This is a genomic window from Flavobacterium sp. CG_9.10, from assembly GCF_015752245.1.
In the GTDB taxonomy this organism is placed as follows: domain Bacteria; phylum Bacteroidota; class Bacteroidia; order Flavobacteriales; family Flavobacteriaceae; genus Flavobacterium.
Genome location: NZ_JADOVD010000019.1, coordinates 1 through 23,039 on the forward strand (window position 1 = coordinate 1; position 23,039 = coordinate 23,039).

Sequence of the window (23,039 nt, forward strand, 5' to 3'; positions counted from 1 at the left end):
TCAAAAACAAGCTAAAGCAGGCTAAAACCTCGTGAAGTGCCAAAATAAATAGAAAAATAAACGTTCCGTGATTTTTTATCGGACAACAATGATTCAATATATTAATGATTTAAGAATTGATTATGCTTTATCCAAGCTTCAAAAAAACAATAAATTGCGAAATTATACTGTACAAGCACTTGCCCAAGAATTTGGATTTAATGGTGCAGAGTCCTTTTCGGCAGCTTTTTATAAAAAAACAGGAATAAAACCAACTTACTTCATCAAAGAACTCACCGAATTCAATAAAACATAAAGAGTTTACTTAATAGCAGTTAGCGTATTTTAAAAGCCGTAATTCAGGAATTTCGATAAGTAAAAAACATTTTTTTTATTTGTAAGGCCCAGACACTATAAATTTGCACTTTTAGTAACTATTAAAATTTATAAAAATGAAAACGAACAAGAACCAAAAGCCAAGTAAAAAATTTGATTTAGAAAAAATGAAAGTGGCAAAGTTGAAAAATATTCATTTGATTAATGGAGGATTAGCTCCAGGAGAGGATATAAAAACTATTACCGATTTGACTGTTTCAGGAAATACCAGAACGGCCTAACTTTTTTTTAATTTATCTATATGAAACTTTCTAAAATTGGTTTTTTAATCATAATAATATTTATAAGCTGTAAATCTGCAAAGGACTCAGAGACATCTTCAATACAACTAAAACATGAAGATAAATTAACTTCTCTGTCTTTACAGAATTGGTATCAAAAAGATTATTCATTAGATAAAACACCCGGAATTTCTTTGGATAAATGGTACACTCAAAACAAAAAGCAAGCAAAAAATAAAAATATCATTGTTGCAGTAATCGATACTCAAATCGATTTGAAACACGAAGATTTACAAGGTCAAATTTGGGCAAATCTTAATGAAATTCCTAACAATGGCATTGATGATGACAATAATGGATATGTTGACGATATAAATGGTTGGAACTTCACTGCAACTAAAAGCGGGGGTTATGTAGTCTGGGGCAATTTTGAATATGTGCGCTTAATAAGAGATTGGGCATCTTCATTTAAAGACAAAACAGAAAGTCAAATAACCACTCAAGAGTTACCCAAATATAGGGAATACCAAAGAGCATTAAAAACTCAAGAAAAAGAAAATATATACTACACTAGGTGGTTAAGTTCCTTACGTCATAGTGTTAAAAATTACCCTTTAATAAAAGATACATTAAAACATTTTTTTCCAAAAGAAGACTATACCTATCAACAATTGGATAGCATGTATAAAAAACATAAAATCAATAGCAAAACCTATAGACAAATGCGAGAAAACGACGATAAAGATCTAGGGGCTTTAATTTATTATATGATGATTAATGTTGAAGATAACAAAAAAACGCTGGGGGATATTAAAGAAGATGAAGCACAACTAGACTCTATTGTAAATAAGAACCTAAATGTAGATTTTGACGAACGTATTTCCATAGGCGATAATCCTATAGTATTAGAAAAAGGATATGGCAGTAACAACGTTAGTAACAATAAAGTTGGGTATAGATCTATTCAGGACCATTGTACGAAAGTATCAGGGATTATAGCTGCCAATAGAGAAAACAAAATAGGTATAAAAGGAATTGCGCAGGGAGCGCAAATTATGCCTTTAAACACTTCATTTTCTGGAGATGAGCATGATAAAGATATTGCTATGGCGATATATTATGCGGTAGATAATGGAGCCAAAGTAATCAACATGTCTTTCGGTAAAGAATTCTCCCTGCAAAAAGAATGGGTGGATGAGGCTTTTAAATATGCCGAAAAACATAATGTATTATTGGTTCATTGTTCAGGAAACAACCATTTTAACGTGGATGAAAATCCGTATTATCCAAGTGACAATAATTTTGATGGCTCTAAAGAAGTATGTGGGAATTTTATCAATGTAGGTTCTATCTCCTCTAAATTAGACAGTACTTTTGTGTCCACTTTTTCTAATTATGGCAAGCAAAATGTAGATTTATTTGCTCCCGGGGATAAAATTTATACTACATCTTCCGGTAATACTTACATGTCAGATTCAGGTACTTCTCTGGCAGGACCAATGGTTTCAGGAACGGCCGCTTTGATCTGGTCCTATTATCCTAAATTGACAGTTCAAGAAGTAAAACAAATCATTCTTGATTCGGGAACTGCTTATGATATAGAAGTAATTGTTCCGGGTACAAAAGACAAGATGGTTCCCTTTTCGGAATTATCTAAATCAGGAAAAGTTTTAAATGTATATAATGCGATGCAACTGGCAGAAAAAGTGAGCAAAAAGAAACGATAATGATCGATTACAAAGTGCAGCCTTTCTCGCAATATGTTTTGCGAACCCCTTTGTTTCCAGCGTCTTTGTACTTTCATTTATTGGACAATTATTCTTCGGAAAGCTTATTACAATTATTTGCAAATCCTTTTATTAGAGAAGCAATCCGAATGGCTTCTCCAGAATTACTAACCGCATTAGACAAATGGAAAGCGAATCCCGATAGTCTTTCGATCAAAAAAAAGAATGGTTTAGAACTAAGTTTGTTGAAATACTTGGCGAGAATGGCAACTCGTTGCACTCCTTTCGGATTGTTTGCCGGCTGTACGCTGGGCAATTTGGCTTCTGAAACTACTATTGTACTAGAATCTCCTCAAAATTTCACTCGCTTTACGCAATTTGACATGCAATTTTGGGTCGCGATGGTACAAGAATTTGCTACACGAAAAGAGGTGAGACCCTATCTTACGTATTATCCCAATACTTCCATTTACGCACTAGGTGATTTTTACCGATACATCGAATACAAGCATGTAAAAACAAAACGGGAACACAGTATTTCGGCATTAAGAAAATCAGCTTTGTTAAACGAGGTATTGAACCGAGCCAAATCAGGAATGACTGTTAATGAAATGATTTCTTTTCTTGCTGACGATGACTCCGAAAGAGAAGATGCTGAAGTGTTTATTGACCAACTCATCAATTTTCAGTTTCTGGTAAGTGAACTTGATGCATCGGTAACCGGAAATGACGAATGGGGCAGCGTTTTTACCATTTTAAATAAAATTCCAATTTTAAAAACTGAAAATGAAATTTTAAAAAAGATAAAAAAATTGTTCTTAGAATTGGATATTACACTTGTTCCTTCTGAGAATAGCTATCAGGAAATAAAAAGATTAATCCAAAAAATGGGTGTGGAATATGATGAAAAATACCTTTTCCAAACCGATTTAAACACGACCACTTCGGTAAATACTTTGAGTAAAAAAGTTTCCAATAATGCATTTCAAGCGATTCGTTTTTTGAATGGAATTCAAAAGAAAAAGGAAGCTCTAGATCAATTAAATTTCATAAAAGCATTCACTAAAAGGTATGAATCTCGAGAAATGCCATTGGCAACGGTTTTAGATACTGAAGCAGGAATTGGTTACCTTCAAAATGCTGAAATGAATGACACCCATGATATTTTAGAAAAATTTTCGATCAGAAGTGAAATTCAGGATAAAGAAAATCAACCATGGTCATCCTACGATTTTTTTTTAGAGAAAAAATTACAAGAATGTATTTTTAAGAAAGGGAAAGCAATTACACTTTCAGAAAAAGATTTCCCTGATTTTGATGCCAATTGGGATAAATCTCCAGCCACGTTTTCGGTAATGATTCAACTTTTAAAAAAAGAAGAAATCAGTATTGAATCTTCTGGAGATGTGAGTGCGGCAAAATTGTTAGGTCGTTTTTGTAATGGAAACATTGACATCCACAATTTGACAAATGAAATTGTCGAGAAAGAGAAAAAACAGAATCCAGATAAAATTCTCGCAGAGATTGTTCATGTTCCTGAATCCAGAACGGGAAACATATTAAGAAGACCTGTCCTAAGAAAGCATGAAATTGCCTATTTGTCCAATTCAGGAGTAAGCCAGCGCCATACCATTGCTATAAATGATTTAATGGTTTCTGTCAGTAACAACCAAATTATTTTGCGATCTAAAAAACACAACAAAGAAATAATCCCTTGTTTGTCAAACGCTCATAATTATACCAATAAATCCTTGCCTATTTATCATTTTTTATGTGATTTACAAGCACAAGGTGTAAAACCTATCTATAATTTCAGTTGGGGTGTACTAGAATTGCATTATGCCTTTTTTCCAAGGGTATACTATAAAAGTGTTATTCTTTCAAAAGCAAAATGGATGGTGACTAAAAATGAAATAGAATCTTTTTCTAAACAAGCGGCACACAAATTATTGGAAGCATTTACCATTTGGAGATCGGAGCGGGAAATTCCGCGATTTGTAAATTGGGCTGATTCTGATAATACTCTCTTGGTAGATTTTGAAAAAGAAGTTGGTGTGCGATTGTTTCTAAAATCGGTTCAGCATCACAATAAAATAGTTTTAGAAGAATTTTTATTTAGCGAAGAGTCTGCAGTCAAAGATTCAAATGGAGAAAGTTTTACGAATCAGGTTATACTCTCTTTTTATAAAGAAAAACAGCAGGCAGAATGAAAAGGATTTTTTGCATCGGAAGTGAGTGGTTGTATTATAAAATTTATACAGGAGTGAAAACGGCAGATTTAATTTTGCTCGAAAAACTATATCCTGTTATTGTGGATTTGACAGCAGAAAAAATAATTGACCAATGGTTTTTTATCAGATACAAGGATCCTGATGATCATATAAGAATCCGATTTAATTGTAAAACGCCTGAAAATACCTCAAATGTTATTGCAAAAATGTATCCTGTTTTGAACAAGTTGCTAGTGGAAAATAGTATTTGGAAAATCCAAACGGACACCTATCAAAGAGAGATTGAAAGATATGGAGAAAATACGATGATGGATTCAGAATTTCTTTTTTGGCAGGACAGCGAAATGATAATTAATTATTTGAAAATTAAATCCGATTTTATAAATGATGAAATCCAGTTATTGTTTAGCTGCTATGCGATTGATACTTTCTTGAATTCTTTTTCGCTAACCAATGCCGATAAGTTACTTTTGATGGATGATTTGCAATTGGCTTTCAAAAAGGAATTTAGTGCGGATAAAGTGTTGAAAAAAGAAATGGATGCACATTATAGAACGTTATCTCGAGACATAGATCTTTTCATAACAGGTAAAGTACAACAGCATTTTGTAGAATTATTCAAAATAATAGAAGAGAAAAGTAAGGCAATTGCTGCGATTGCAGCATCTATTAGGGTAAAAGTAGAAATCCCACTTTTAGATTTTTTAAGTAGCCATATTCATATGATGGTCAATAGGCAGTTTACCTCCAGACAACGACATTATGAGTTGATTATCTACGATCATTTGTATCGGTATTACAAAACACAGGAAATGAAAGACAAAAAAAGGGCTTGACTCGAAAGTGAAACCCTTTTGTTTTCAAGAAAAACCGTCTTTTAATTGAATCCTGTAACTTCAAATGTTCCATTATTGCTGCTGTATAGCAGTATTCCATTATCATAAACCTGCAGGGCCATTTCACCTTTAGTTACTTTTAGTCCGTTTATCATAACGTGCTCTTTGATGGTGTAACAACCTGAAGTTTGAAATTTTTTCCACTCAATGTCTCTAATCCATAATAATTGTGTAGCTCTAAAAATACCTATGTATTGCTCAAAATCAATTCTGTTTTCAATAGTATTTTGGTCAAAGGTATAGGTTCCCTTTTCCAGATTCCATAAATCTTTATTCGATCTAAAAATGGTTCTGTATCCATTATCAGAGTAGAAGAAAAACTGGTACGGGTTTGTTTTTAAAGTTGAATCATTGGACCCAAAATTATCGTTACTTAGAAAACGAAGGTTCGTAGTTTCAAAAATTAGATTAGGAGTGAAACTGGTACATTGAGTGTTCCTTACATCCGTAATGGTTATTGAGCCCTCTACAAATTTTCTTTTTTTAGCTACATCTAATTCATCACCATACGCTTGCTCGAGTAGTTCTCCTTTAAAATCAAAATGGAGGTACTTTTTTGTTTCATCATAACTAAAGTTTGTTATTGCAATTAGTCCTTTTGGATTAAAATCAGCAGATTCAAAATGCGAATTTCCATTGCGATAGTCAAAAAGTCTAATATTTCTTAATGCACCACTCTTAGTTAAACGGAATTCGATTCTAAAGCCAGCGTCTTTTGGTGATTCATATCTACAACTTACAAATACATTATTACAACTTTCATTAGATGAAATTGAACTATTGGTTAATTTCAAGTTTTCATTATCAATTGATATTTCAAGTGATTTACTAATTGTATTGATAAATATTTCATCTTTGGCGCAAGAAATAAAAAGTGCAAGGATAAGCGAAAGCACGGTAGTTATTGATAATCTCTCGAAAATTTTGTTTCGAGAGATTATATTTTTTAATATTACCATTGTACTTGTATTGGTCTTATGGCAAATTCTACTTTACCAGTGTAATAGATTCGCGGCACAATTTGTCCAATGTTTGGATCTTTATTAACGACATTATCATAAAAAGGGATAACTACATCAAATAAATTATTGCTTTTTGTTGTTTTTTTAATCGTGTAGGTATTTGATTTTGATTCTTCAAAAGAAACACCAAATTTCAGACCTACTTTAACGATTTCACCTAACGTTGTATCTAAATTAAGATTTGTATTGAACTTTTGACTAATAACTTGTTGATCAGTAATTTCTAATGGATCGTCCACTTCTTCGAATGAAAATTTCCATTCATTTGCAAATCTATTTAAGTCCCATGTTTGAAATTGCAATAATGTACCGTAATTATTATTTAAAAAATTAATTGTTTTTGAGGTGATTATGGTTGTTCGTATATATGTTTTTTTGAAAGGCCAGTTAAATCTACTGTAAGCTTCATATTTTAATTCAAACAAATCTGACGGTTTTGCAGAGAATCCTTTTGTGTCTGAAGCTCCTAAATTAGACGCTTTTGCTCCATAGTAGCAATAAATTAGAAATTCAAAATTTCCATCTGTCCATCCAGAAGAATCACCTAATCTGTAATCTGTGACTTGTTGCGGATCTTCTATATTTGCTATACCATTAAACGCCACTGTTGGATCGTTACCAGATAATTTAAAAGAAGTTATATGTTCTCTATATTTTCCTCCGTTTATAGCCCCTGATTGTTTAGTTGGAGTCAAACCATAATAAATATTATCCCGTTGCCATCCACCTGGTCCATATCCTTCCCAGACATTATAAGAGTCGATCAAGATTTGATCTATACCGCTATTATTTACAATTGGGGGATTGTTGACTGAAGCATTTGGATCAAAATTATCATCTAAATATTCAAAGTCACTAAAACCAACATAAGCTTGTTTTGAGTTCTTGCTTACACTGTATTTATTTTGCTTCACCCTCATTCTTTCATTTTCTTTGATTACAATAATAGGGAATCCAGGTGTTAATGCAGCTTCTATAACATAATTTTTTCCATCTTTGCCTATCACTGGTACATCATTAGTAGTATTTAAGCGGAATGCCACATCAGGCACTTGGTTTTCATCGTTAACATCCCAAGTTTCAGCAGAAAAGTATCCTAATGGTAATTCTGGAACAAATATAGATAATAATGGTAGCTTTTGTTCTATTTCAATAAGTTCCGCTTCATTTTTAAAAAAAGGAAGTAGGGCTTGTCTAAAAGTAGTAGCTTGTGAGGATGTAATTAAAGTACTTTTAGCTACTTTTCCGTTGCTTATTCCGTTGTAATCAGTAGGCATTAAACTTTTGTTTTTAACCAGCTGATACATTACATCGTAATCTTTGTCAAATTGTTTTAGAGCCTCTTCTTTAACTAATCGGCGTAGATCTTTATTGGCAAGTAATGCATTGGCCAGAGATTCAGCGAATTTCATTTTTAATTGTCCATTTTCATCCATTTTTATAGATTCAAAAGGCATTTCTACATCTATTGTGTTTTGCAGATCAGGTGTGTTATATTCGTCATTAGTACAACTGGCAACTAAGACAGAGCAAAATATCAGATATGTAAATTGTGTGTATAATTTTTTTTTCATTTTTTAAAATGGTTTTTTAATTTATAAGTTTTAAAGTAGTAGCCATTACATTTTTTGAAAATCAGAAGAGCATTGAAATAACGTCTTACACAAAACCTTTTAAATTTCAGTGTCCAAAACTAGTGCACTAAGAATAATTGTGCAAACAGTTGTTATCGAAATTCCTGAATTTTGATAAGTAAAAGCATTTTTTTATTTATAAAGTGGAAACACTGTGATACTTTCAATAATAATCAGATTAGTCAATTTAAAAATTATTAATACTACTTTTGGTACTTTCGAGTTATTGTATTTATGTTGAAAAAATTACTTTTCTGGGTGGTCATCGGTTTCTTTTCTGGAATACAAGCCCAGGAAACTAATTCGTTATACAAAACCAAAAAAATTCTTGCCTCGCGCGACACCATTCATCTTGAAAGTGAAGGCATTAATTCTAGTTTTTTTAAATTGCTTGACGCCAATGACAAACCAATCGACACGTTATTTTATAAAATAAATTTTCAAAAAGCCACCTTATTACTTAGCGAAAATTATCTACCTCCTTCTGATTCCATAACGATTCACTACCTCAAACTACCCGAATTTCTGACGAAAGATTATCGCATTTATGACCCAAGTCGAGTAGTGAGTAATGAAGCCACGTCCGGAAAATTATATAAAGTTGAAACAGAGACACAGAAGAAAAACGTTCCTTTTGACGGATTAAATACTTCTGGAAGCATTACCCGCGGAGTAACGGTCGGTAACAACCAGAATACTGTCTTAAATTCAAATTTAGATTTACAAATCACAGGAAAACTATCCGAGAAAGTAAGCCTAAGAGCTTCCTTACAAGACAGCAACATCCCTCTGCAAGATGGCGGTTACTCTCAAAAATTAGATCAATTTGACAATGTATTCATGGAATTATTCAGCGATAAATGGAACATTAGAGCTGGGGATATTTTTCTCGAAAATAAGAAAACACAATTCCTTAATTTCAATAAAAAAGTACAAGGATTGGCTACCAGTTTCGACTTTGGAACCGAAGACAGCAAAACCAATGTTTTTGCATCTGCGGCACTTGTCAAAGGGCAATATGCCAAAAGTAATTTTACAGGACAAGAAGGCAATCAGGGTCCATATAAATTAAAAGGACAAAACGGCGAGCTATATGTTCTTGTTATCTCCGGTTCAGAGCGGGTTTATGTAAATGGAATTTTATTGAAACGAGGAGAAAACAATGATTACACAATTGATTACAATGCAGGAGAAATCGTATTTACACCGCTTTTTACCATCACTTCCGAAATGCGGATTGCTATAGAATACCAATATTCGGATAGAAATTATACTCGCTTTGTTACTTATGCGGGAGCCACTCATGAAAATGAAAAATGGAGTTTTGGCAGTTATTTATACTCCGAAAATGATTTAAAAAACCAACCTTTACAACAAAATCTCTCCAAGGAACAAGCGCAAATATTAGTAAATTCAGGAGACAATCAAGATTTGATGGTTGCACCTTCTGCTTATGCAGACACGTATTCTGAAAACAAAGTGCTGTACAAAAAAACCATCGTCAATGCTAAAGAAATCTTCGAATATTCAAATAATGCTCAAGACGAACTATTCAATGTCCGGTTTAGTTTTGTGGGAAACAATAAGGGGAATTATATTTTGACAAATTCGGCTGCCAATGGCAGAATCTATGAATATGTCCAGCCAAATGGAGTTCCGCAAGGAAATTACGAACCTATTATTCAATTAGTAGCCCCTACGAAAATCCAAGTCGCTACATTCCTTGGAAAATACAAACCCACCGAAAAAACTGCTGTTGATTTTGAATTAGGAGTCAGCAACAATGATAAGAATTTGTTCTCTTCGATGGACGACACCAATAACAAAGGTCTTGCAGGAAAAATAAACTTGAAACAACGCTTGTTTTCAAAGAAATGGAACGTTGATGCTTTTGCCAATTATCAATTTGTACAAAAAGATTTTAGGTCTGTTGAACGCCTTTATACCATTGAATTCGATAGAGATTGGAATCTGGGAACTACTGCAATTGGCAATCAAAGTTACTTAGTTTCAGGCTTAAATTTTATTTTAAATGAAAAAAAAGAAACTCAAAAGAAAGGATTGTTAACCTATCAATTTGAAAAATTAGATTTTTCGGAAAGTTTTTCGGGCAGCAGACATATTCTAAATGGTTTATTACGTTTAAAAAATTGGACTTTTCAAAATCATGGCAGTTTCTTAAACAGCGATGGCATTGTTTCTTCCTCAAAATTCCTTAGAAACCAAACCCAAACTCGATACCATTTCAATAAAAATTGGATTGGAAGCAGTTTGAGATTAGAGGATAATCAGGAAAAAGATAAAACAACAAATCAATTTTTGGCTTTAAGCCAACGATTTACGGAATACAGCTTTTTCACAGGTCGTGGCGACAGCACTAAAGTTTTCGTAGAATTGGGCTATTTAAACCGAAAAAATGACAGTTTACAATCCCAAACTGCCGGGAGGATTTTGCAAAGAGTAAATAATTCTCAAACGTATTTTTTGAAGTCTAAATTGATTCAAACAAACAAAAGCGATTTATCGATTTATGTCAATTACAGAAATTTAGATTTTGTGAATTCCACTAAAAAAAGCGAGTCATCGTTGAATTCCAGAATAATTTACACCGATCGCTTTTTCAATCAATTGATTCAAAATGCAACCGTATATGAAACAAATTCCGGAAGTATTCCGCAACAGGAATTTACTTATCTTGAAGTTCCAGCCGGTCAAGGAGCGTACACTTGGAATGATTATAATGCCAATGGAATTCAGGAATTACAAGAGTTTGAAATCGCCCCATTTATCGATCAGGCTAAGTACATTAGGATTTTCCTGCCTAATCGGATTTATATAAAAACACATCAAAATAAATTTTCACAATCCGTTACCCTAAACCCAAATCAATGGCAAAACGAACTTGGATTAAAAAAACTGCTGTCTTATTTTTATAACCAAACGGCATTTATAATTGACCGAAAAACAAAAAGTGACGGCAATAATTTCGAATTAAATCCCTTTAGTTCTTCCAAAGAAAATGTGTTGGGATTGAATTCCAGTTTCCGAAACAGTTTGTATTTTAATCGAGGTAAGCAGAATAATTCCGTCACTTACACCTATTTACAAAACCAGACAAAAAACTTATTATCTATAGGGTCACAGGAAGCCAGAAACAGTTCTCATCAATTACAATACACTAATTTATATAAGAAAAGTTGGTTGTTCAATTTTTTCGCAAAAACAATCCAAACCTCAATTGCATCAGAGAATTTTACTGAAAAAAATTATGAAGTAAATGGGTATCAATTGGCTCCAAAAATCAGTTATTTATTTTCTAAAAATACCAGTTGGGATTTATTTTATGAATGGCAAAACAAAGAAAACCAAATTGGAAATTTAGAAACATTAGTACAAAATCGCTTGGGAACTTCCTTTTCTTATGCGAGTAATAAAAAATTTACCATGAATGGTGAAATATCCTTTTACCAAAATAAATTCAAAGGAAATGAATTCTCCTCAGTTGGTTTTCAAATGCTGGAAGGGCTACAAACTGGGCAAAACTTGACTTGGAGATTTCTTTTGCAGAAAAACTTGACCCAATTTTTAGATATCAATTTAAATTACCAAGGTAGAAAAAGTGAATCCAGTCAGACTATCCACACAGGAAGTGTGCAGTTAAGGGCTTATTTCTAGCGTTTTACGTAAATATTCAGAATTAAATTGTTAAATTTATGTAGAATTAGATTTAAAACAACAACTTTAAAAACCTTAACGTCATGAAAAAATTATTGTTATTATGTTTTGTGTTTATTTTATCCAGTACTTTTTATGCACAAGAAACTGCTGCTGAAAAGCAAAAAGCTAAAGCTAAAACAGAAAAAATAGCCAAAGACAAAGCCGAAGCCAAAGAAAAAGCAGCTAAAGCAAAAAGCGATGCTAAAGCGAAGGCCGAAGCAAAAGTAATAGCTGCTAAAGCGAAAAGTGATGAGAAAGCTAAAATGGCAAAAGCGGAAAGTGCTACCAAAGAAGCCAAAAAGACAGTTTCAAAAGCAAAAAGTGATGTAAAAGCCAATGCTAAAGAAGAAAATCAAAAGGTCGCGAAAGCAAGAAGCAATGTAAAAACTATGGCTGCAGAAAGCAAAGAAAAAGCAGCTAAAGCAAAAAGTGATGCGAGAGCAAAAGCTACAGCAGTCAATGAAAAGGCCATAAAAACAGAAAAAAAAGCAGAAAAAATTAATAATACAATAACTGCAAAAACTAAAAAACCCGCAGCAAAAATTAAAGAGACCAATGAAAAGGCTCCGAGAATACCAGACCGAGTGACTGGTGAATATAATGGTAAAAAAGTATATACCGGTCCTAGAGGAGGGAAATATTACATCAATGCAAACGGAAACAAAACCTACATCCAAGAATAATTTAATTTAAAAACTACTAAAAGAGACTGTCAAAAAATGGCAGTCTCTTTTTATTTAGTGCACAAAAAGTTCAAGGACGTTACCGCAAAAATTTAATGTGAAATGGATAACTTAATGTTTTAGTAATGCTTTACAAATACAAACAAACCACTAGTTTATGTATCTTTCCCATTAGAAACTATTAGATATATCGACCAATGGATTTGAATGCATACAGCAAGACTATTTTGATTGCTCCACTAAATTGGGGTTTGGGACATGCTACAAGATGTATTCCAATTATTAAGGCTTTACAAGAAAATAATTATATTCCAATAATTGCTTCTGATGGAATTGCGCTTGAATTATTGCGGAAAGAGTTTCCGTATCTACAATTCCTTGAACTTCCTTCCTACCAGATAGAATACGCCAAAAACGGTAAAAATTTTAAATGGAAATTATTTAAAAGTTGTCCCAAGATGATCCAAGCCATTTATAATGAGAAAAAAATGGTAAAAGAATGGATTAAGAAATATGAAATTGATGGTATTATTTCAGACAATCGGTTAGGTGTTTTTAGCAAAAAAATACCTTCCGTATTTATGACTCATCAATTGAATGTAATGACTGGAAATACAACTTGGTTAACGAGTAAAATGCACCAAAATATAATAAAAAAATATACCACTTGTTGGGTTCCCGACTTTTCTACAAAACCAAATTTGACTGGCGCACTGGGACATTTAGAAAAAACCAATTTAGTCATTCAATACATTGGTCCTTTGAGCCGTTTGCACAAAAAACAAACCGAAATAAAGTATGATTTAATGATCATTCTTTCGGGACCTGAACCACAAAGAGGCATTTTAGAAGAGCAATTGAAAATAGAAATTTTGAGATATTCTGGAAAAACAATTTTCATTAAAGGAGTAGTCGAAAAAAACCAAATAAAGGAACAAATAGGAGATGTCACCTATTATAATTTTATGAATACGCGTCAGCTGGAGCAAGCTTTTAACGAAAGTGACAAAGTTCTATGCAGATCAGGTTATACAACCGTTATGGACTTGGCAAAATTAGACAAAAAAGCATTTTTTATTCCTACTCCAGGGCAATACGAGCAGGAATATTTGGCAAAAAAATATAAGAAAGAAGGTTTAGTTCCTTATGCAGAGCAAGACAATTTTAAAATAGAAAACTTACTTGAAATCGAGAATTTTAAAGGACTACCACAAATAGACGCTGTACTGAATTGGGAATTCCTGTTTCAGGTTTTTGAAAAATAATAATGCTGTTTTAATTCAAGTACTCAAACTCTTTTAATAAGATTAATTTATAAGCAAAAAACACACTAATAGTAATTTGAAAGTAAACTATCAGTGTGTGTTTTTTAACTTTTATAATTTAATTATAAGTAATCCTGGATAGATTAACTATCAGATTTCTTACCGTCAAATTTTTCGTGTTTGATTATTTTAGCGTTTATCATAAAATAAACATATTCGGCGATATTTGTACAATGCTCAGAAATACGTTCTAAATGCTTCAAAACAATGACAAGATTAGTTCCTGAAACAACTGTTTTAGAATTAGACTTCATTTCATTTATGATATCATGAATCGTATCTTCTGTTTCATTTTTTATAGTATTGTTTAAAATAAAAATTTCCCCAATAGTATTTTCACCACGAGTCAAGAAGCACTCATTAGCTTTTATGGTAACAATCTCTACTTTTCTTGCAAGATCAGCAATATTAAATTTGACAATCAGGTCGTGTTTGTCTTTGATGTTTTTTGATTTTTTGATAATGCTAATCGCCAAATCACCAATTCGCTCAATTTCATTACTAATTTGCATTGCCGACATGATAAACCTCAAATCTGAGGCAACAGGTTGTTGCAACGCAAAAATACTTTGACAAATTTCATCGATTTTTACATCTAATTTATCAATTTTATTTTCTATTTTTTTAACTTCTTTACCCTCAGAAACCGGTTCAGAAAGCAATGCTCTTACCGATTCACCAACTTGATTTTCTGCCAAAAGTCCAATCTTTTGGATAACATTTTTTAATTTTTCTAATTCTATTTGAAAGTGTGAAGCCATTTTTTTTTAATTAAAGATTTACAAAGTTTACAAAATTCACAATATTAAACAAGACTTAAAAACGCTTGTTTCCAATTATAATTTTTATCCAAATCTACCTGTGATATAATCTTCGGTCTGTTTTTTCTCTGGTTTCGTAAATATAGCATTAGTTTTACCCATTTCTATTAACTCACCCAAATAAAAGAACGCTGTGTAATCACTGGTTCTAGCAGCTTGTTGCATGTTGTGTGTAACAATAATTATAGTGTACTGCTCTTTTAATTCATGTACTAATTCCTCTATTTTGGAAGTAGATATTGGATCCAACGCACTTGCAGGTTCATCCATTAGAATAATATCCGGGCTTACAGCTAACGTTCTTGCAATACACAAACGTTGTTGTTGACCTCCTGAAAGACCTAACGCGGAATCATGTAATCTATCTTTTACTTCTTCCCAAATTGCAGCTTGACGCAAAGAAGTCTCTACGATTTCGCTCAATTGAGCTTTATCTTTTATTCCGTTTATTTTTGGACCGTAAGCAATATTCTCAAAAATAGATTTTGGAAATGGATTTGATTTTTGGAAAACCATTCCAATTTTCTTTCTAATATTAACAACATCGACATCCTTATTATAAATATCAACACCTTCCACGAGCATACTTCCTGTAATTTTCACATCAGGAATTAGATCATTCATTCTATTGATACATCTTAAAAAAGTAGATTTACCGCATCCTGAAGGTCCAATTAAAGCCGTAACTTTATTAGCAGGAATTTGCATTGTTATTTCTTTTAATGCCTTTTTTTCTCCATAGTATAATGATAAATCATTTACTTGTATTTTTATATCTTTCATATGTAATTATGTTATATCTAAAATGTAATTTATTAGTCCGCTTTAATTATTTAGCTCTTCGTCTAATTCTGGATCTAATAAGTACCGCAACTAAGTTTAATGATAATGTAAGCAATAACAATACTAATGTTGTAGCAAATTGAATAGGCATTGTTTTTTCAACATCAGAAGATTGGGTAGACATGATATAAATGTGGTATCCTAAGTTCATAAATTGATCACTCAAAGAAGCTGGTAAAGTTGCTAAATAATAGGCCGCTCCTGTAAATAAAATAGGAGCCACTTCTCCGGCGCCTCTACTAACCGCTAGAATTGTTCCCGTCATAATTCCAGAAATAGACCCAGGAAGAACAACATTTTTAATGGTTTGCCATTTTGTAGCGCCTAAGGCCAAACTTGCCTCTCGTAATTCACGAGGAATCGTTTTCAAAGCTTCTTCAACAGAAACAATAATAACCGGCAACGTTAACAATGCCATGGTAAGACTCGCCCAAAGAATGTTTGGTTGTCCCCAATGCAACTGACCACCGTTGAAAGTTTTATCTATTCCTCCACCAACAAATTGGATAAAAAAACCAAGACCAAAAAGACCAAAGATAATTGAAGGTACAACGGCCAAAGTTCGAATAGAGAAACGAACTGCTGCTGCGAATTTTGAGTTTTCTTTGGCATATTCCGTTAAGTAAATCGCTGTAATTGTTCCAAAAGGAACTGCGGCAATTGACATTACGATAACTAAAATAAAAGTGCCTATTAAAGCTGGAAATATTCCTCCTTCGGTCATTCCGTTTGTAGGGAATGAACTTATAAATTCCCATGAAAATTTTTCACGCCCTTCATATACAATAATTCCTATAATAATAAAAAGTACGGTTATAATCAAAAGAACCGCTAATTGCGTAATCCCAATAATAAATTTTCCTTTTACATCCGCGCCTTTATTTTTACTTGAAAAAAAGTGGCTTTCTGTTTCGTTACTACTTGTATTCATGATTTATTTACCTTGAAATTTTTTGATTAATTTACCTTTTACATAAAATTCTGCAACGGCATTTAATGCAAATGAAAAAATGAAAAGCAATGACCCTATGAAGAATAAAACGCTATAATGAGTTTCTCCAAAAACAGTTTCGGCCATTTCTGAACCGATTGTAGCTGCAAATGTTCGTACACTTTCAAATGGGTTTAGTGATGATAGCGCTGCATTTCCAGTAGCCATAAGTACAATCATTGTTTCTCCAAAAACTCGACCAATTCCTAAAAGTAAAGCTGCAAATATTCCTGGTGTAGCGGCTGGTAAAATAACAAAAAAAGCAGTTTGCCATTTACTGGCTCCCAATGCTAAACTTGCTTCGGTAAATGTTTTTGGTATAGAAGACAGCGCATCCTCAGAAATGGTATAAATAATAGGAATCGCTGCTAATGCCATTGCGACACCACCAATAAAAGCATTTAATCTAGATTCATATCCAAATATATCTTGAAAAAATGTAGCCATTACCATTAATGCAAAAAAACCAATAACAACTGATGGAAACGCAGCAAGCATTTCAATAATTGGTTTGATAATTTCTTTAGCCCTTGGTGAAGCAAAACAAGAAGTGTATAACGCTGCTAAAACTGCTATAGGACCAGCAATAAGCATAGAGATTATAGTCACTTTCAAAGTACCAATCAATAAAGCAATTAAACCAAATCTAGGATGTTCAGAAACGGGTACCCATTCTGTAGTTAAAAAAGTACTCCAAGTTTTATCTGAACCTTCATTGTTTTCTGCTGCAACTTCAGTTTTTTCTTCTGCGCTGCTTGAAACTGCCGGCTCTGCTTTCACATCACCATAGGTTTCTGGTTTTAAATCTTCCGGCGTTACGGGCTCTGAACCGTAGGTTTCTGGCTTTAAATCCTCTTGAGTTACGGGTTCTGAACCGTAGGTCTCGGGTTTCAAATCTTCCTGAGTTACTGGCTCTGAACCATATGTTTCTGGTTTTAAATCATCGGCAGGCGCCGCTCCATAAGATTCAGGCTTTGATTCAGAAGAAGACGTATTGACTTGTTCCGTTTTTGCTTTTGTGTCTTTACCAAAATTAAAAATAGGCAGCGACTCTTTAAAAACAAAAACAAAAATAAGAATAATGATTGCTATCGATAAGAAAGCAACTGATGAAATAATTTTTTCTGCAAGAAATTCAGAAAGTCTAAATTGTTTTTTTAGGCTTTCTTTTGTGAAATTTTGTTTATTTGGAAATTGGGAATCCATCTATTTTTTTTAAAAATTCATTATTTATTTAAAACAAAAATATCACACATTTTTAAAATAGTAAGTGATACAAAAGTAGTATTAATTTAAAGGATAATAGCCCACTTCTTCAACCATTTTTTGACCTGCAGGGCTCAAAATCCAATCGACAAAAGCTTTAGTTTCACCTGTTGGAGCTGATTTTAGATACATATATAAAAATCTTGAAATTGGATAAGTTTTATCTTTTATAGTTGCGGCCGTTGGCATAACTCCTTCACTTGCAGCATCTTGTTTTACTTTACAATCTTTTACTCCTTCAGCATAAGCTGCACCACCATAACCAATTCCGTACTTGTCTTTCTTAACTGCATTAACAATTGCAGCAGTTCCTGGCAAGGTTTGACATTTAGGTGAAAAGTCTGTTTTTACAACATGTTCTTTGAAAAAATCAAAAGTACCTGAACTACTTTCTCTACCATACAATCTAATAGTTTGATTTTCACCACCTACTTCTTTCCAATTTGTAATTTTACCAGAAAAAATATTTCCCAATTGCTCAATAGTAAGTTCCGAAACTGGATTTTCTTTATTTAGAAAAATAGACAAACCATCTTTCGCACAAGGTACTTCAACACCACTCACTTTATATTTCTCCTTTAACTTATCTATTTCAGATGGTTTCATAGGACGACTTGCATTAGCAATATCTGTTGAACCATTTAGCAACGCTGCAATTCCTACACCGGAACCACCTCCCGTTACCTGAATTATAGTTTTAGGATTTGTTTTCATAAATGCCTCAGCCCATTTCTGGGATAAAATCACCATGGTGTCTGATCCTTTTACTGTTATCTTTTTAGTTTCATCCGATTTGCAACTTATCGTTAAAATAATTAATAAGACGGCTGCTGCTAATTTTAAACTATTTGTTTTCATGACTATTAAATTAAATGGCAATTTATATTTGTTTTTAATGCAAATTATCCTTCTCCAGAGAAACACTAGGGAAGGATAATAAGAAAAAATTCTAAATTATTTTACTGGGAAATACCCTGTTTCAACAACTAGTTTTTGACCCTCCGCACTTAAAATCCAATCAACAAAAGCTTTTGTTTCCCCTGTTGGTCTTGATTTCAAATACATGTATAAGTATCTAGAAATTGGATATGTTTTATTTTTAATCGTTTCTGCTGTTGGATAAACACCAGGACTTTTATCGTCTTTTTTTACTTTACAGTCTTTTACACCTTCAGCATAAGCAGCACCACCGTAACCAATTCCTAATTTATCTTTCTTAACTGCATTTACAATTGCTGCAGTTCCCGGCAATGTTTGACAACTTGGAGAATAATCTGTTTTTACTACATTATCTTTGAAAAAAGCAAAAGTACCTGAACTACTTTCTCTACCGTATAATCTAATATTTGCATCTACACCACCTACTTGTTTCCAGTTTGTAATTTTACCTGCAAAAATTAACCCGATTTGTTTAATCGTTAATTCAGAAACTCCGTTTGCTTTGTTTAAATAAACAGACAATCCGTCTTTTGCACAAGGAATTTCAACACCTAATGTACTGTATCTTGCTTTTAATTTTTCAACTTCAGTAGCTTTAATTGGACGACTTGAATTTGCAATATCAGTTGATCCATTTATTAAAGCTGCAAGACCTACTCCAGATCCACCACCAGTTACTTGAATTGAAGCACCTGGATGTTTTTGCATATAAACCTCAGCCCATTTTTGTGACAAAATAACCATAGTGTCAGAACCTTTTACTGTAATTTTATTCAATGCGGTAAAAGAAAATCCTACTGCCATAACAACCAATAGTATAGCTGCTAATTTAATTTTTGTTGTTTTCATTTTATTTTTTTTATTGTATTAAATCTAATTTTTTAGGATTAAAATCCAGCCTGAATTCTAATTGTAAACGTGTTATCTAATTTATCTTTTATGTAATCGCCACCAACTGTGGTACTCTTTTCATTAATTGGCAAACTATATCCTGCTACAATTTTTACATTATCATCGTAAAAATATTGCCAAGAAAATGACCAGTTATCGTACTTTAAATCTTCTTTAATAGTCACTGCATTTCCAGCTAAATGTCTGTTGGGATCCCAACTATCATATCGAACTGCAAGCTGATTGCTTTTTCCAATGTTTTTAACCAAAGTCGCATAGTATCCTGTAAAATCTCTGATACCATTAAAATTAAAACTAGGATTACTATTAGCAACTGGCAATAATGTAGTTGATTTTTCTCCCGAGATCTGTCCAGAAATGTATTCTCCTTTAAGAGACATTCCTCCAAGAAAATCATAGTAGACTCTCATCTCTCCACCAAACCATCTTTTTTGAAAACTATCACCTACTTTAGCAGTGAAATTATTATTATTTACATCGCTAAATGTTCCAGCTTGTAAAACAGCCGTATTCCCTAAATACGTATGGGCTCCAATATCAATACCCAATCCTTGAGACGGGAATGTGAAAGAATAAACACCTCTCATCATGACGTCTTTCTTATTATCGACATCTCTAAGATTATTTGTCAAAGAACCTTCCCCATAATTACCGTTAAAAACAGCTAACTGAAATTTGAATGGAATTTCATATTTAGTTTGTAAATCCATTTCAATTTTTGCTCCCAAGTCTCTCTCTTGCGGATATAAGATTCCAGACATTCTACTTCTTTCTAACAATTCTCTTGAACGTGAAGAAAACTCTACTTCATAACTCGTTCTGTTGAATTGCCCTAAAAATAATTTGAATGTTTGTATCCATCGATCATTTACCTGAACATAAGCATCTCTTAAAGTAACTTTATCAAAAGCATAGTCCGGCTGAATGACAAATACCGCGCCAGTAATAGGTTCATAAGTCAATTTTACACGTGCTCTTCTGATAAAAAATGTGTTTTTTATTGGCACAGCCGTTGTGGATGGTCCTGGTCCAATATTGTCTTGAAAATTGTACATTTCATATTGTGCTTGTAAATATCCGGAAAATTTAATTTTGGTCAGTTTAGCCAAATCACCATCCATCGTCGCCAGTCTTTCTTCCAAACCTGAAAATTTCATAGAATGCTCATCAAGAGATTCTTTCAAAGATTCGATAGTTGCTGTTTTGACTGAATCAACAGTGGTAGTTTGTAAAGAATCGACACTTACCGCTTTAATAGTATCACTCTTGACATCTTGTGCATTAGACAACACTGAGGTCATAACCAACACTGCAAATAAAATTTTTTTCATCGTTGTTATATGATTAATTTTTTTGCAAAGGTGGGGCAGTAATGTTATGCCAATGTTAACAAATTATTATGGTGGTGATAAATTATCGTTTCGTTAAGGTTTGTATTGTTAAATTATAGGATTTGTCGTAATAATTCAGCTATGATGATTTTTTATGTTGTTGATTTAAAGTATTTTAACATTAATTTATTTCAAATCGATTTCTATTTTTTTTAATCCGGCTTTCTCCACTGTAAATGAAAATTCAGACCCGATTCCAAATTCACTTTCCACATAGATTTTTTCTTTATGTGCTTCTATAATATGTTTTACAATGGCAAGCCCCAATCCCGAACCTCCTTCTGAGCGTGAACCACTCTTATTTACACGATAAAAACGTTCAAAAAGCCTTGGAATATTTTGTTTTTCAATTCCTTCACCATTATCGGTTATTCGAACCAGTACTTTTTTATTCGTTAGGTTTACAATGGCTACCTCAGTCATACCGCCTTCCTTTCCGTATTTTATGGAGTTTACAATCAAATTTTCGATAACCTGCTGTATTTTATCTTTGTCTCCTGTTACAAAAATGGGCTGGATATAATAATTCTCAAATGCAAGAGTGATTTTCTTTTTATCTGCCTTCATTTCTAATAATTCGAAAACATTCTGAATCAGATCAACAATATCAAATTGAGAAATTTCCAAATTCAAATCGCCTGCTTCGAGTTTAGTAATCATATCTAAATCTTCTACGATGTAGATTAATCTCTCGACTCCTTTTTCGGCTCGTTTTAAATATTTTTTTCGAATAGTCTTATCCTCCATCGCTCCATCTAGAAGTGTAGACAAATACCCTTGCACGGTAAACAAAGGTGTTTTTAACTCATGCGAAACATTTCCTAGAAATTCTCTTCTGTATTCCTCTCTTACTTGAAGTAATTCGATTTCTAGTTTTTTATCTGTAGCAAATTTCTTCACTTCCCTAGACAAAGTCTCCATATCTGTGGTTATGGGCTTGTTGATAAAACTGCTGGATTCCAATAATGAAACCTCATCGTAGATTTTTTTTACACGTCGGTAAATGAATCGTTCCACTCTATATTGCAAGACCAAGAATGAAAAAACATAAATACTAAAGATGAAAATTGCTCCAAATAACCATAAATTATGTACCGTAGCATGGAACAGTATAGTCACTAAAAACATGACAAATCCAGTGGCAAAAAGACTAATGTACAAAGCTGATTTTACAGCGAACTTATAGGTTTTCTTAAAACTTATTTTCATTTAATTTATGCATTGCTTATTTTACAAAAAGAGGGGGTAATTAGCGCAAATTTTCAAGAATAAAAATTCAATTGATTTCTATAAAACTTCAAATTTATACCCTACTCCTTTAATAGTTTTGAAAAAATCTTCTCCAATTTTTTCTCGTAATTTTCTAATATGGACGTCTATTGTTCTTCCGCCCACAACTACTTCATTTCCCCAAACTTTGTCAAGAATTTCGTCCCGTTTGAACACTTTTCCTGGTTTGGAAGCCAATAAGTAAAACAACTCAAATTCTTTTCGAGGCAATGCTATTTCTACATTATCCTTTACTATTTTATATTCTTCCCGATTTATTTCGATTCCCCCAACATTAAGTGTTTCGCTATTCTGTTCTTGTTCTTTTAAACGTCGCAACAAAGCTTTCACTTTACTCACCAATAATTTTGGTTTAATGGGCTTTGTGATATAATCGTCTGCACCAGCGTCAAATCCGGCCACTTGTGAATAGTCTTCGCTTCTTGCCGTCAGGAAAGTAATGATTACATTATTCAATTCCGGTATTTTTCTAATGTTTTCACACGCTTCCATTCCATCCATCTCCGGCATCATCACATCCATTATGATAAGATCCGGCAATTCTTTTTTGGCTTTTGCGACAGCTTCCTTTCCGTTTGCCGCCGTAACAATTTGATACCCTTCTTGAGCCAGATTGTACCCCACAATTTCCAGAATATCCGGCTCATCATCAACGAGTAAAATCTTCGTGTTTCTTTTTTTCATAAATAGAAAGATTATGTTAATCTGATGCAATTTATCCTGATAATGCTCAGTGATTTTCAATTCCGATTGTA

General features: G+C 32.9%; 19 protein-coding genes. 8 read left to right on the forward strand and 11 right to left on the reverse strand.

Going from position 1 to position 23,039, the window contains the following annotated elements:
- Positions 1-88: 88 nt before the first annotated feature.
- From IWX84_RS14015 to IWX84_RS14035, 5 genes are all read left to right on the forward strand, one after another.
- Positions 89-295, forward strand: coding sequence for a helix-turn-helix domain-containing protein (locus tag IWX84_RS14015; protein WP_196851385.1), 207 nt, complete (start codon positions 89-91; stop codon positions 293-295).
- Between the two features lie 136 nt (positions 296-431).
- A complete protein-coding gene (locus IWX84_RS14020) occupies positions 432-596 on the forward strand; it encodes a hypothetical protein (RefSeq protein ID WP_196851386.1) in 165 nt (54 codons plus the stop codon).
- 20 nt (positions 597-616) lie between these two features.
- On the forward strand, positions 617-2,323 hold the full coding sequence (locus tag IWX84_RS14025) for a S8 family peptidase (RefSeq protein ID WP_196851387.1): 1,707 nt from the start codon (positions 617-619) through the stop codon (positions 2,321-2,323).
- A complete protein-coding gene (locus tag IWX84_RS14030; RefSeq protein ID WP_196851388.1) occupies positions 2,323-4,533 on the forward strand; it encodes a lantibiotic dehydratase family protein in 2,211 nt (736 codons plus the stop codon). Before IWX84_RS14025 ends, IWX84_RS14030 begins: the two co-directional genes overlap by 1 nt.
- A complete protein-coding gene (locus IWX84_RS14035) occupies positions 4,530-5,390 on the forward strand; it encodes a thiopeptide-type bacteriocin biosynthesis protein (protein WP_196851389.1) in 861 nt (286 codons plus the stop codon). Before IWX84_RS14030 ends, IWX84_RS14035 begins: the two co-directional genes overlap by 4 nt.
- 41 nt (positions 5,391-5,431) lie before the next feature.
- On the opposite strand, the gene IWX84_RS14040 is transcribed toward IWX84_RS14035, so the two are convergent.
- Together IWX84_RS14040 and IWX84_RS14045 are read right to left on the reverse strand one after the other, a co-directional pair.
- The gene (locus tag IWX84_RS14040) at positions 5,432-6,409 is read right to left on the reverse strand and encodes a hypothetical protein (protein WP_196851390.1); all 978 of its coding nucleotides are present in this window, start codon (positions 6,407-6,409) and stop codon (positions 5,432-5,434) included.
- Complete coding sequence (locus IWX84_RS14045; RefSeq protein ID WP_196851391.1) at positions 6,403-8,046, reverse strand: hypothetical protein; 1,644 nt, start codon at positions 8,044-8,046, stop codon at positions 6,403-6,405. Before IWX84_RS14045 ends, IWX84_RS14040 begins: the two co-directional genes overlap by 7 nt.
- Positions 8,047-8,340: 294 nt before the next feature.
- Here IWX84_RS14045 and IWX84_RS14050 point away from each other — a divergent pair, with 294 nt between their 5' ends.
- From IWX84_RS14050 to IWX84_RS14060, 3 genes are all read left to right on the forward strand, one after another.
- Entirely contained in the window at positions 8,341-11,781 is a 3,441-nt protein-coding gene (locus tag IWX84_RS14050; RefSeq protein ID WP_196851392.1) for a hypothetical protein, read from the forward strand.
- A gap of 83 nt (positions 11,782-11,864) precedes the next feature.
- A complete protein-coding gene (locus IWX84_RS14055) occupies positions 11,865-12,506 on the forward strand; it encodes a hypothetical protein (protein WP_196851393.1) in 642 nt (213 codons plus the stop codon).
- Between the two features lie 197 nt (positions 12,507-12,703).
- A complete protein-coding gene (locus IWX84_RS14060) occupies positions 12,704-13,771 on the forward strand; it encodes a glycosyltransferase (protein ID WP_196851394.1) in 1,068 nt (355 codons plus the stop codon).
- Between the two features lie 143 nt (positions 13,772-13,914).
- Here the strand turns inward: IWX84_RS14060 and phoU are convergent, their stop codons facing one another.
- From phoU to IWX84_RS14105, 9 genes are all read right to left on the reverse strand, one after another.
- Positions 13,915-14,592: a phosphate signaling complex protein PhoU gene (gene phoU / locus IWX84_RS14065; RefSeq protein ID WP_196851395.1), complete on the reverse strand. Its 678-nt coding sequence runs from the start codon at positions 14,590-14,592 to the stop codon at positions 13,915-13,917.
- 84 nt (positions 14,593-14,676) lie between these two features.
- Complete coding sequence (gene pstB / locus IWX84_RS14070; RefSeq protein ID WP_196851396.1) at positions 14,677-15,435, reverse strand: phosphate ABC transporter ATP-binding protein PstB; 759 nt, start codon at positions 15,433-15,435, stop codon at positions 14,677-14,679.
- Positions 15,436-15,481: 46 nt separating this feature from the next.
- A complete protein-coding gene (pstA, locus tag IWX84_RS14075; RefSeq protein WP_196851397.1) occupies positions 15,482-16,426 on the reverse strand; it encodes a phosphate ABC transporter permease PstA in 945 nt (314 codons plus the stop codon).
- 3 nt (positions 16,427-16,429) lie between these two features.
- Positions 16,430-17,692 (reverse strand): phosphate ABC transporter permease subunit PstC, encoded by a 1,263-nt coding sequence (gene pstC, locus IWX84_RS14080; protein ID WP_196851398.1) that lies wholly within the window; start codon positions 17,690-17,692, stop codon positions 16,430-16,432.
- Positions 17,693-17,773: 81 nt separating this feature from the next.
- Positions 17,774-18,610, reverse strand: a complete 837-nt coding sequence (locus tag IWX84_RS14085; protein ID WP_196851399.1) for a PstS family phosphate ABC transporter substrate-binding protein — start codon at positions 18,608-18,610, stop codon at positions 17,774-17,776.
- Positions 18,611-18,706: 96 nt separating this feature from the next.
- The gene (locus IWX84_RS14090; RefSeq protein ID WP_196851400.1) at positions 18,707-19,540 is read right to left on the reverse strand and encodes a phosphate ABC transporter substrate-binding protein; all 834 of its coding nucleotides are present in this window, start codon (positions 19,538-19,540) and stop codon (positions 18,707-18,709) included.
- 38 nt (positions 19,541-19,578) lie between these two features.
- Positions 19,579-20,934, reverse strand: coding sequence for a hypothetical protein (locus tag IWX84_RS14095; protein WP_196851401.1), 1,356 nt, complete (start codon positions 20,932-20,934; stop codon positions 19,579-19,581).
- 186 nt (positions 20,935-21,120) lie between these two features.
- Entirely contained in the window at positions 21,121-22,203 is a 1,083-nt protein-coding gene (locus tag IWX84_RS14100; RefSeq protein ID WP_196851402.1) for a sensor histidine kinase, read from the reverse strand.
- A gap of 78 nt (positions 22,204-22,281) precedes the next feature.
- Complete coding sequence (locus tag IWX84_RS14105; RefSeq protein ID WP_196851403.1) at positions 22,282-22,968, reverse strand: response regulator transcription factor; 687 nt, start codon at positions 22,966-22,968, stop codon at positions 22,282-22,284.
- Positions 22,969-23,039 lie beyond the last annotated feature (71 nt).

Excerpts from the sequence above, each read along its gene's own strand:
- IWX84_RS14020 (WP_196851386.1), top strand. The coding sequence starts at position 432 with ATGAAAACGAACAAGAACCAAAAGCCAAGTAAAAAATTTGATTTAGAA.
- IWX84_RS14030 (WP_196851388.1), top strand. The coding sequence starts at position 2,323 with ATGATCGATTACAAAGTGCAGCCTTTCTCGCAATATGTTTTGCGAACC.
- phoU (WP_196851395.1), bottom strand. The coding sequence starts at position 14,592 with ATGGCTTCACACTTTCAAATAGAATTAGAAAAATTAAAAAATGTTATC.
- IWX84_RS14105 (WP_196851403.1), bottom strand. The coding sequence starts at position 22,968 with ATGAAAAAAAGAAACACGAAGATTTTACTCGTTGATGATGAGCCGGAT.
- pstA (WP_196851397.1), bottom strand. The coding sequence starts at position 16,426 with ATGAATACAAGTAGTAACGAAACAGAAAGCCACTTTTTTTCAAGTAAA.
- pstC (WP_196851398.1), bottom strand. The coding sequence starts at position 17,692 with ATGGATTCCCAATTTCCAAATAAACAAAATTTCACAAAAGAAAGCCTA.
- IWX84_RS14025 (WP_196851387.1), top strand. The coding sequence starts at position 617 with ATGAAACTTTCTAAAATTGGTTTTTTAATCATAATAATATTTATAAGC.
- IWX84_RS14040 (WP_196851390.1), bottom strand. The coding sequence starts at position 6,409 with ATGGTAATATTAAAAAATATAATCTCTCGAAACAAAATTTTCGAGAGA.
- IWX84_RS14090 (WP_196851400.1), bottom strand. The coding sequence starts at position 19,540 with ATGAAAACAACAAAAATTAAATTAGCAGCTATACTATTGGTTGTTATG.
- IWX84_RS14015 (WP_196851385.1), top strand. The coding sequence starts at position 89 with ATGATTCAATATATTAATGATTTAAGAATTGATTATGCTTTATCCAAG.
- IWX84_RS14050 (WP_196851392.1), top strand. The coding sequence starts at position 8,341 with ATGTTGAAAAAATTACTTTTCTGGGTGGTCATCGGTTTCTTTTCTGGA.
- IWX84_RS14095 (WP_196851401.1), bottom strand. The coding sequence starts at position 20,934 with ATGAAAAAAATTTTATTTGCAGTGTTGGTTATGACCTCAGTGTTGTCT.
- IWX84_RS14100 (WP_196851402.1), bottom strand. The coding sequence starts at position 22,203 with ATGAAAATAAGTTTTAAGAAAACCTATAAGTTCGCTGTAAAATCAGCT.
- IWX84_RS14035 (WP_196851389.1), top strand. The coding sequence starts at position 4,530 with ATGAAAAGGATTTTTTGCATCGGAAGTGAGTGGTTGTATTATAAAATT.
- IWX84_RS14055 (WP_196851393.1), top strand. The coding sequence starts at position 11,865 with ATGAAAAAATTATTGTTATTATGTTTTGTGTTTATTTTATCCAGTACT.
- pstB (WP_196851396.1), bottom strand. The coding sequence starts at position 15,435 with ATGAAAGATATAAAAATACAAGTAAATGATTTATCATTATACTATGGA.
- IWX84_RS14045 (WP_196851391.1), bottom strand. The coding sequence starts at position 8,046 with ATGAAAAAAAAATTATACACACAATTTACATATCTGATATTTTGCTCT.
- IWX84_RS14060 (WP_196851394.1), top strand. The coding sequence starts at position 12,704 with ATGGATTTGAATGCATACAGCAAGACTATTTTGATTGCTCCACTAAAT.
- IWX84_RS14085 (WP_196851399.1), bottom strand. The coding sequence starts at position 18,610 with ATGAAAACAAATAGTTTAAAATTAGCAGCAGCCGTCTTATTAATTATT.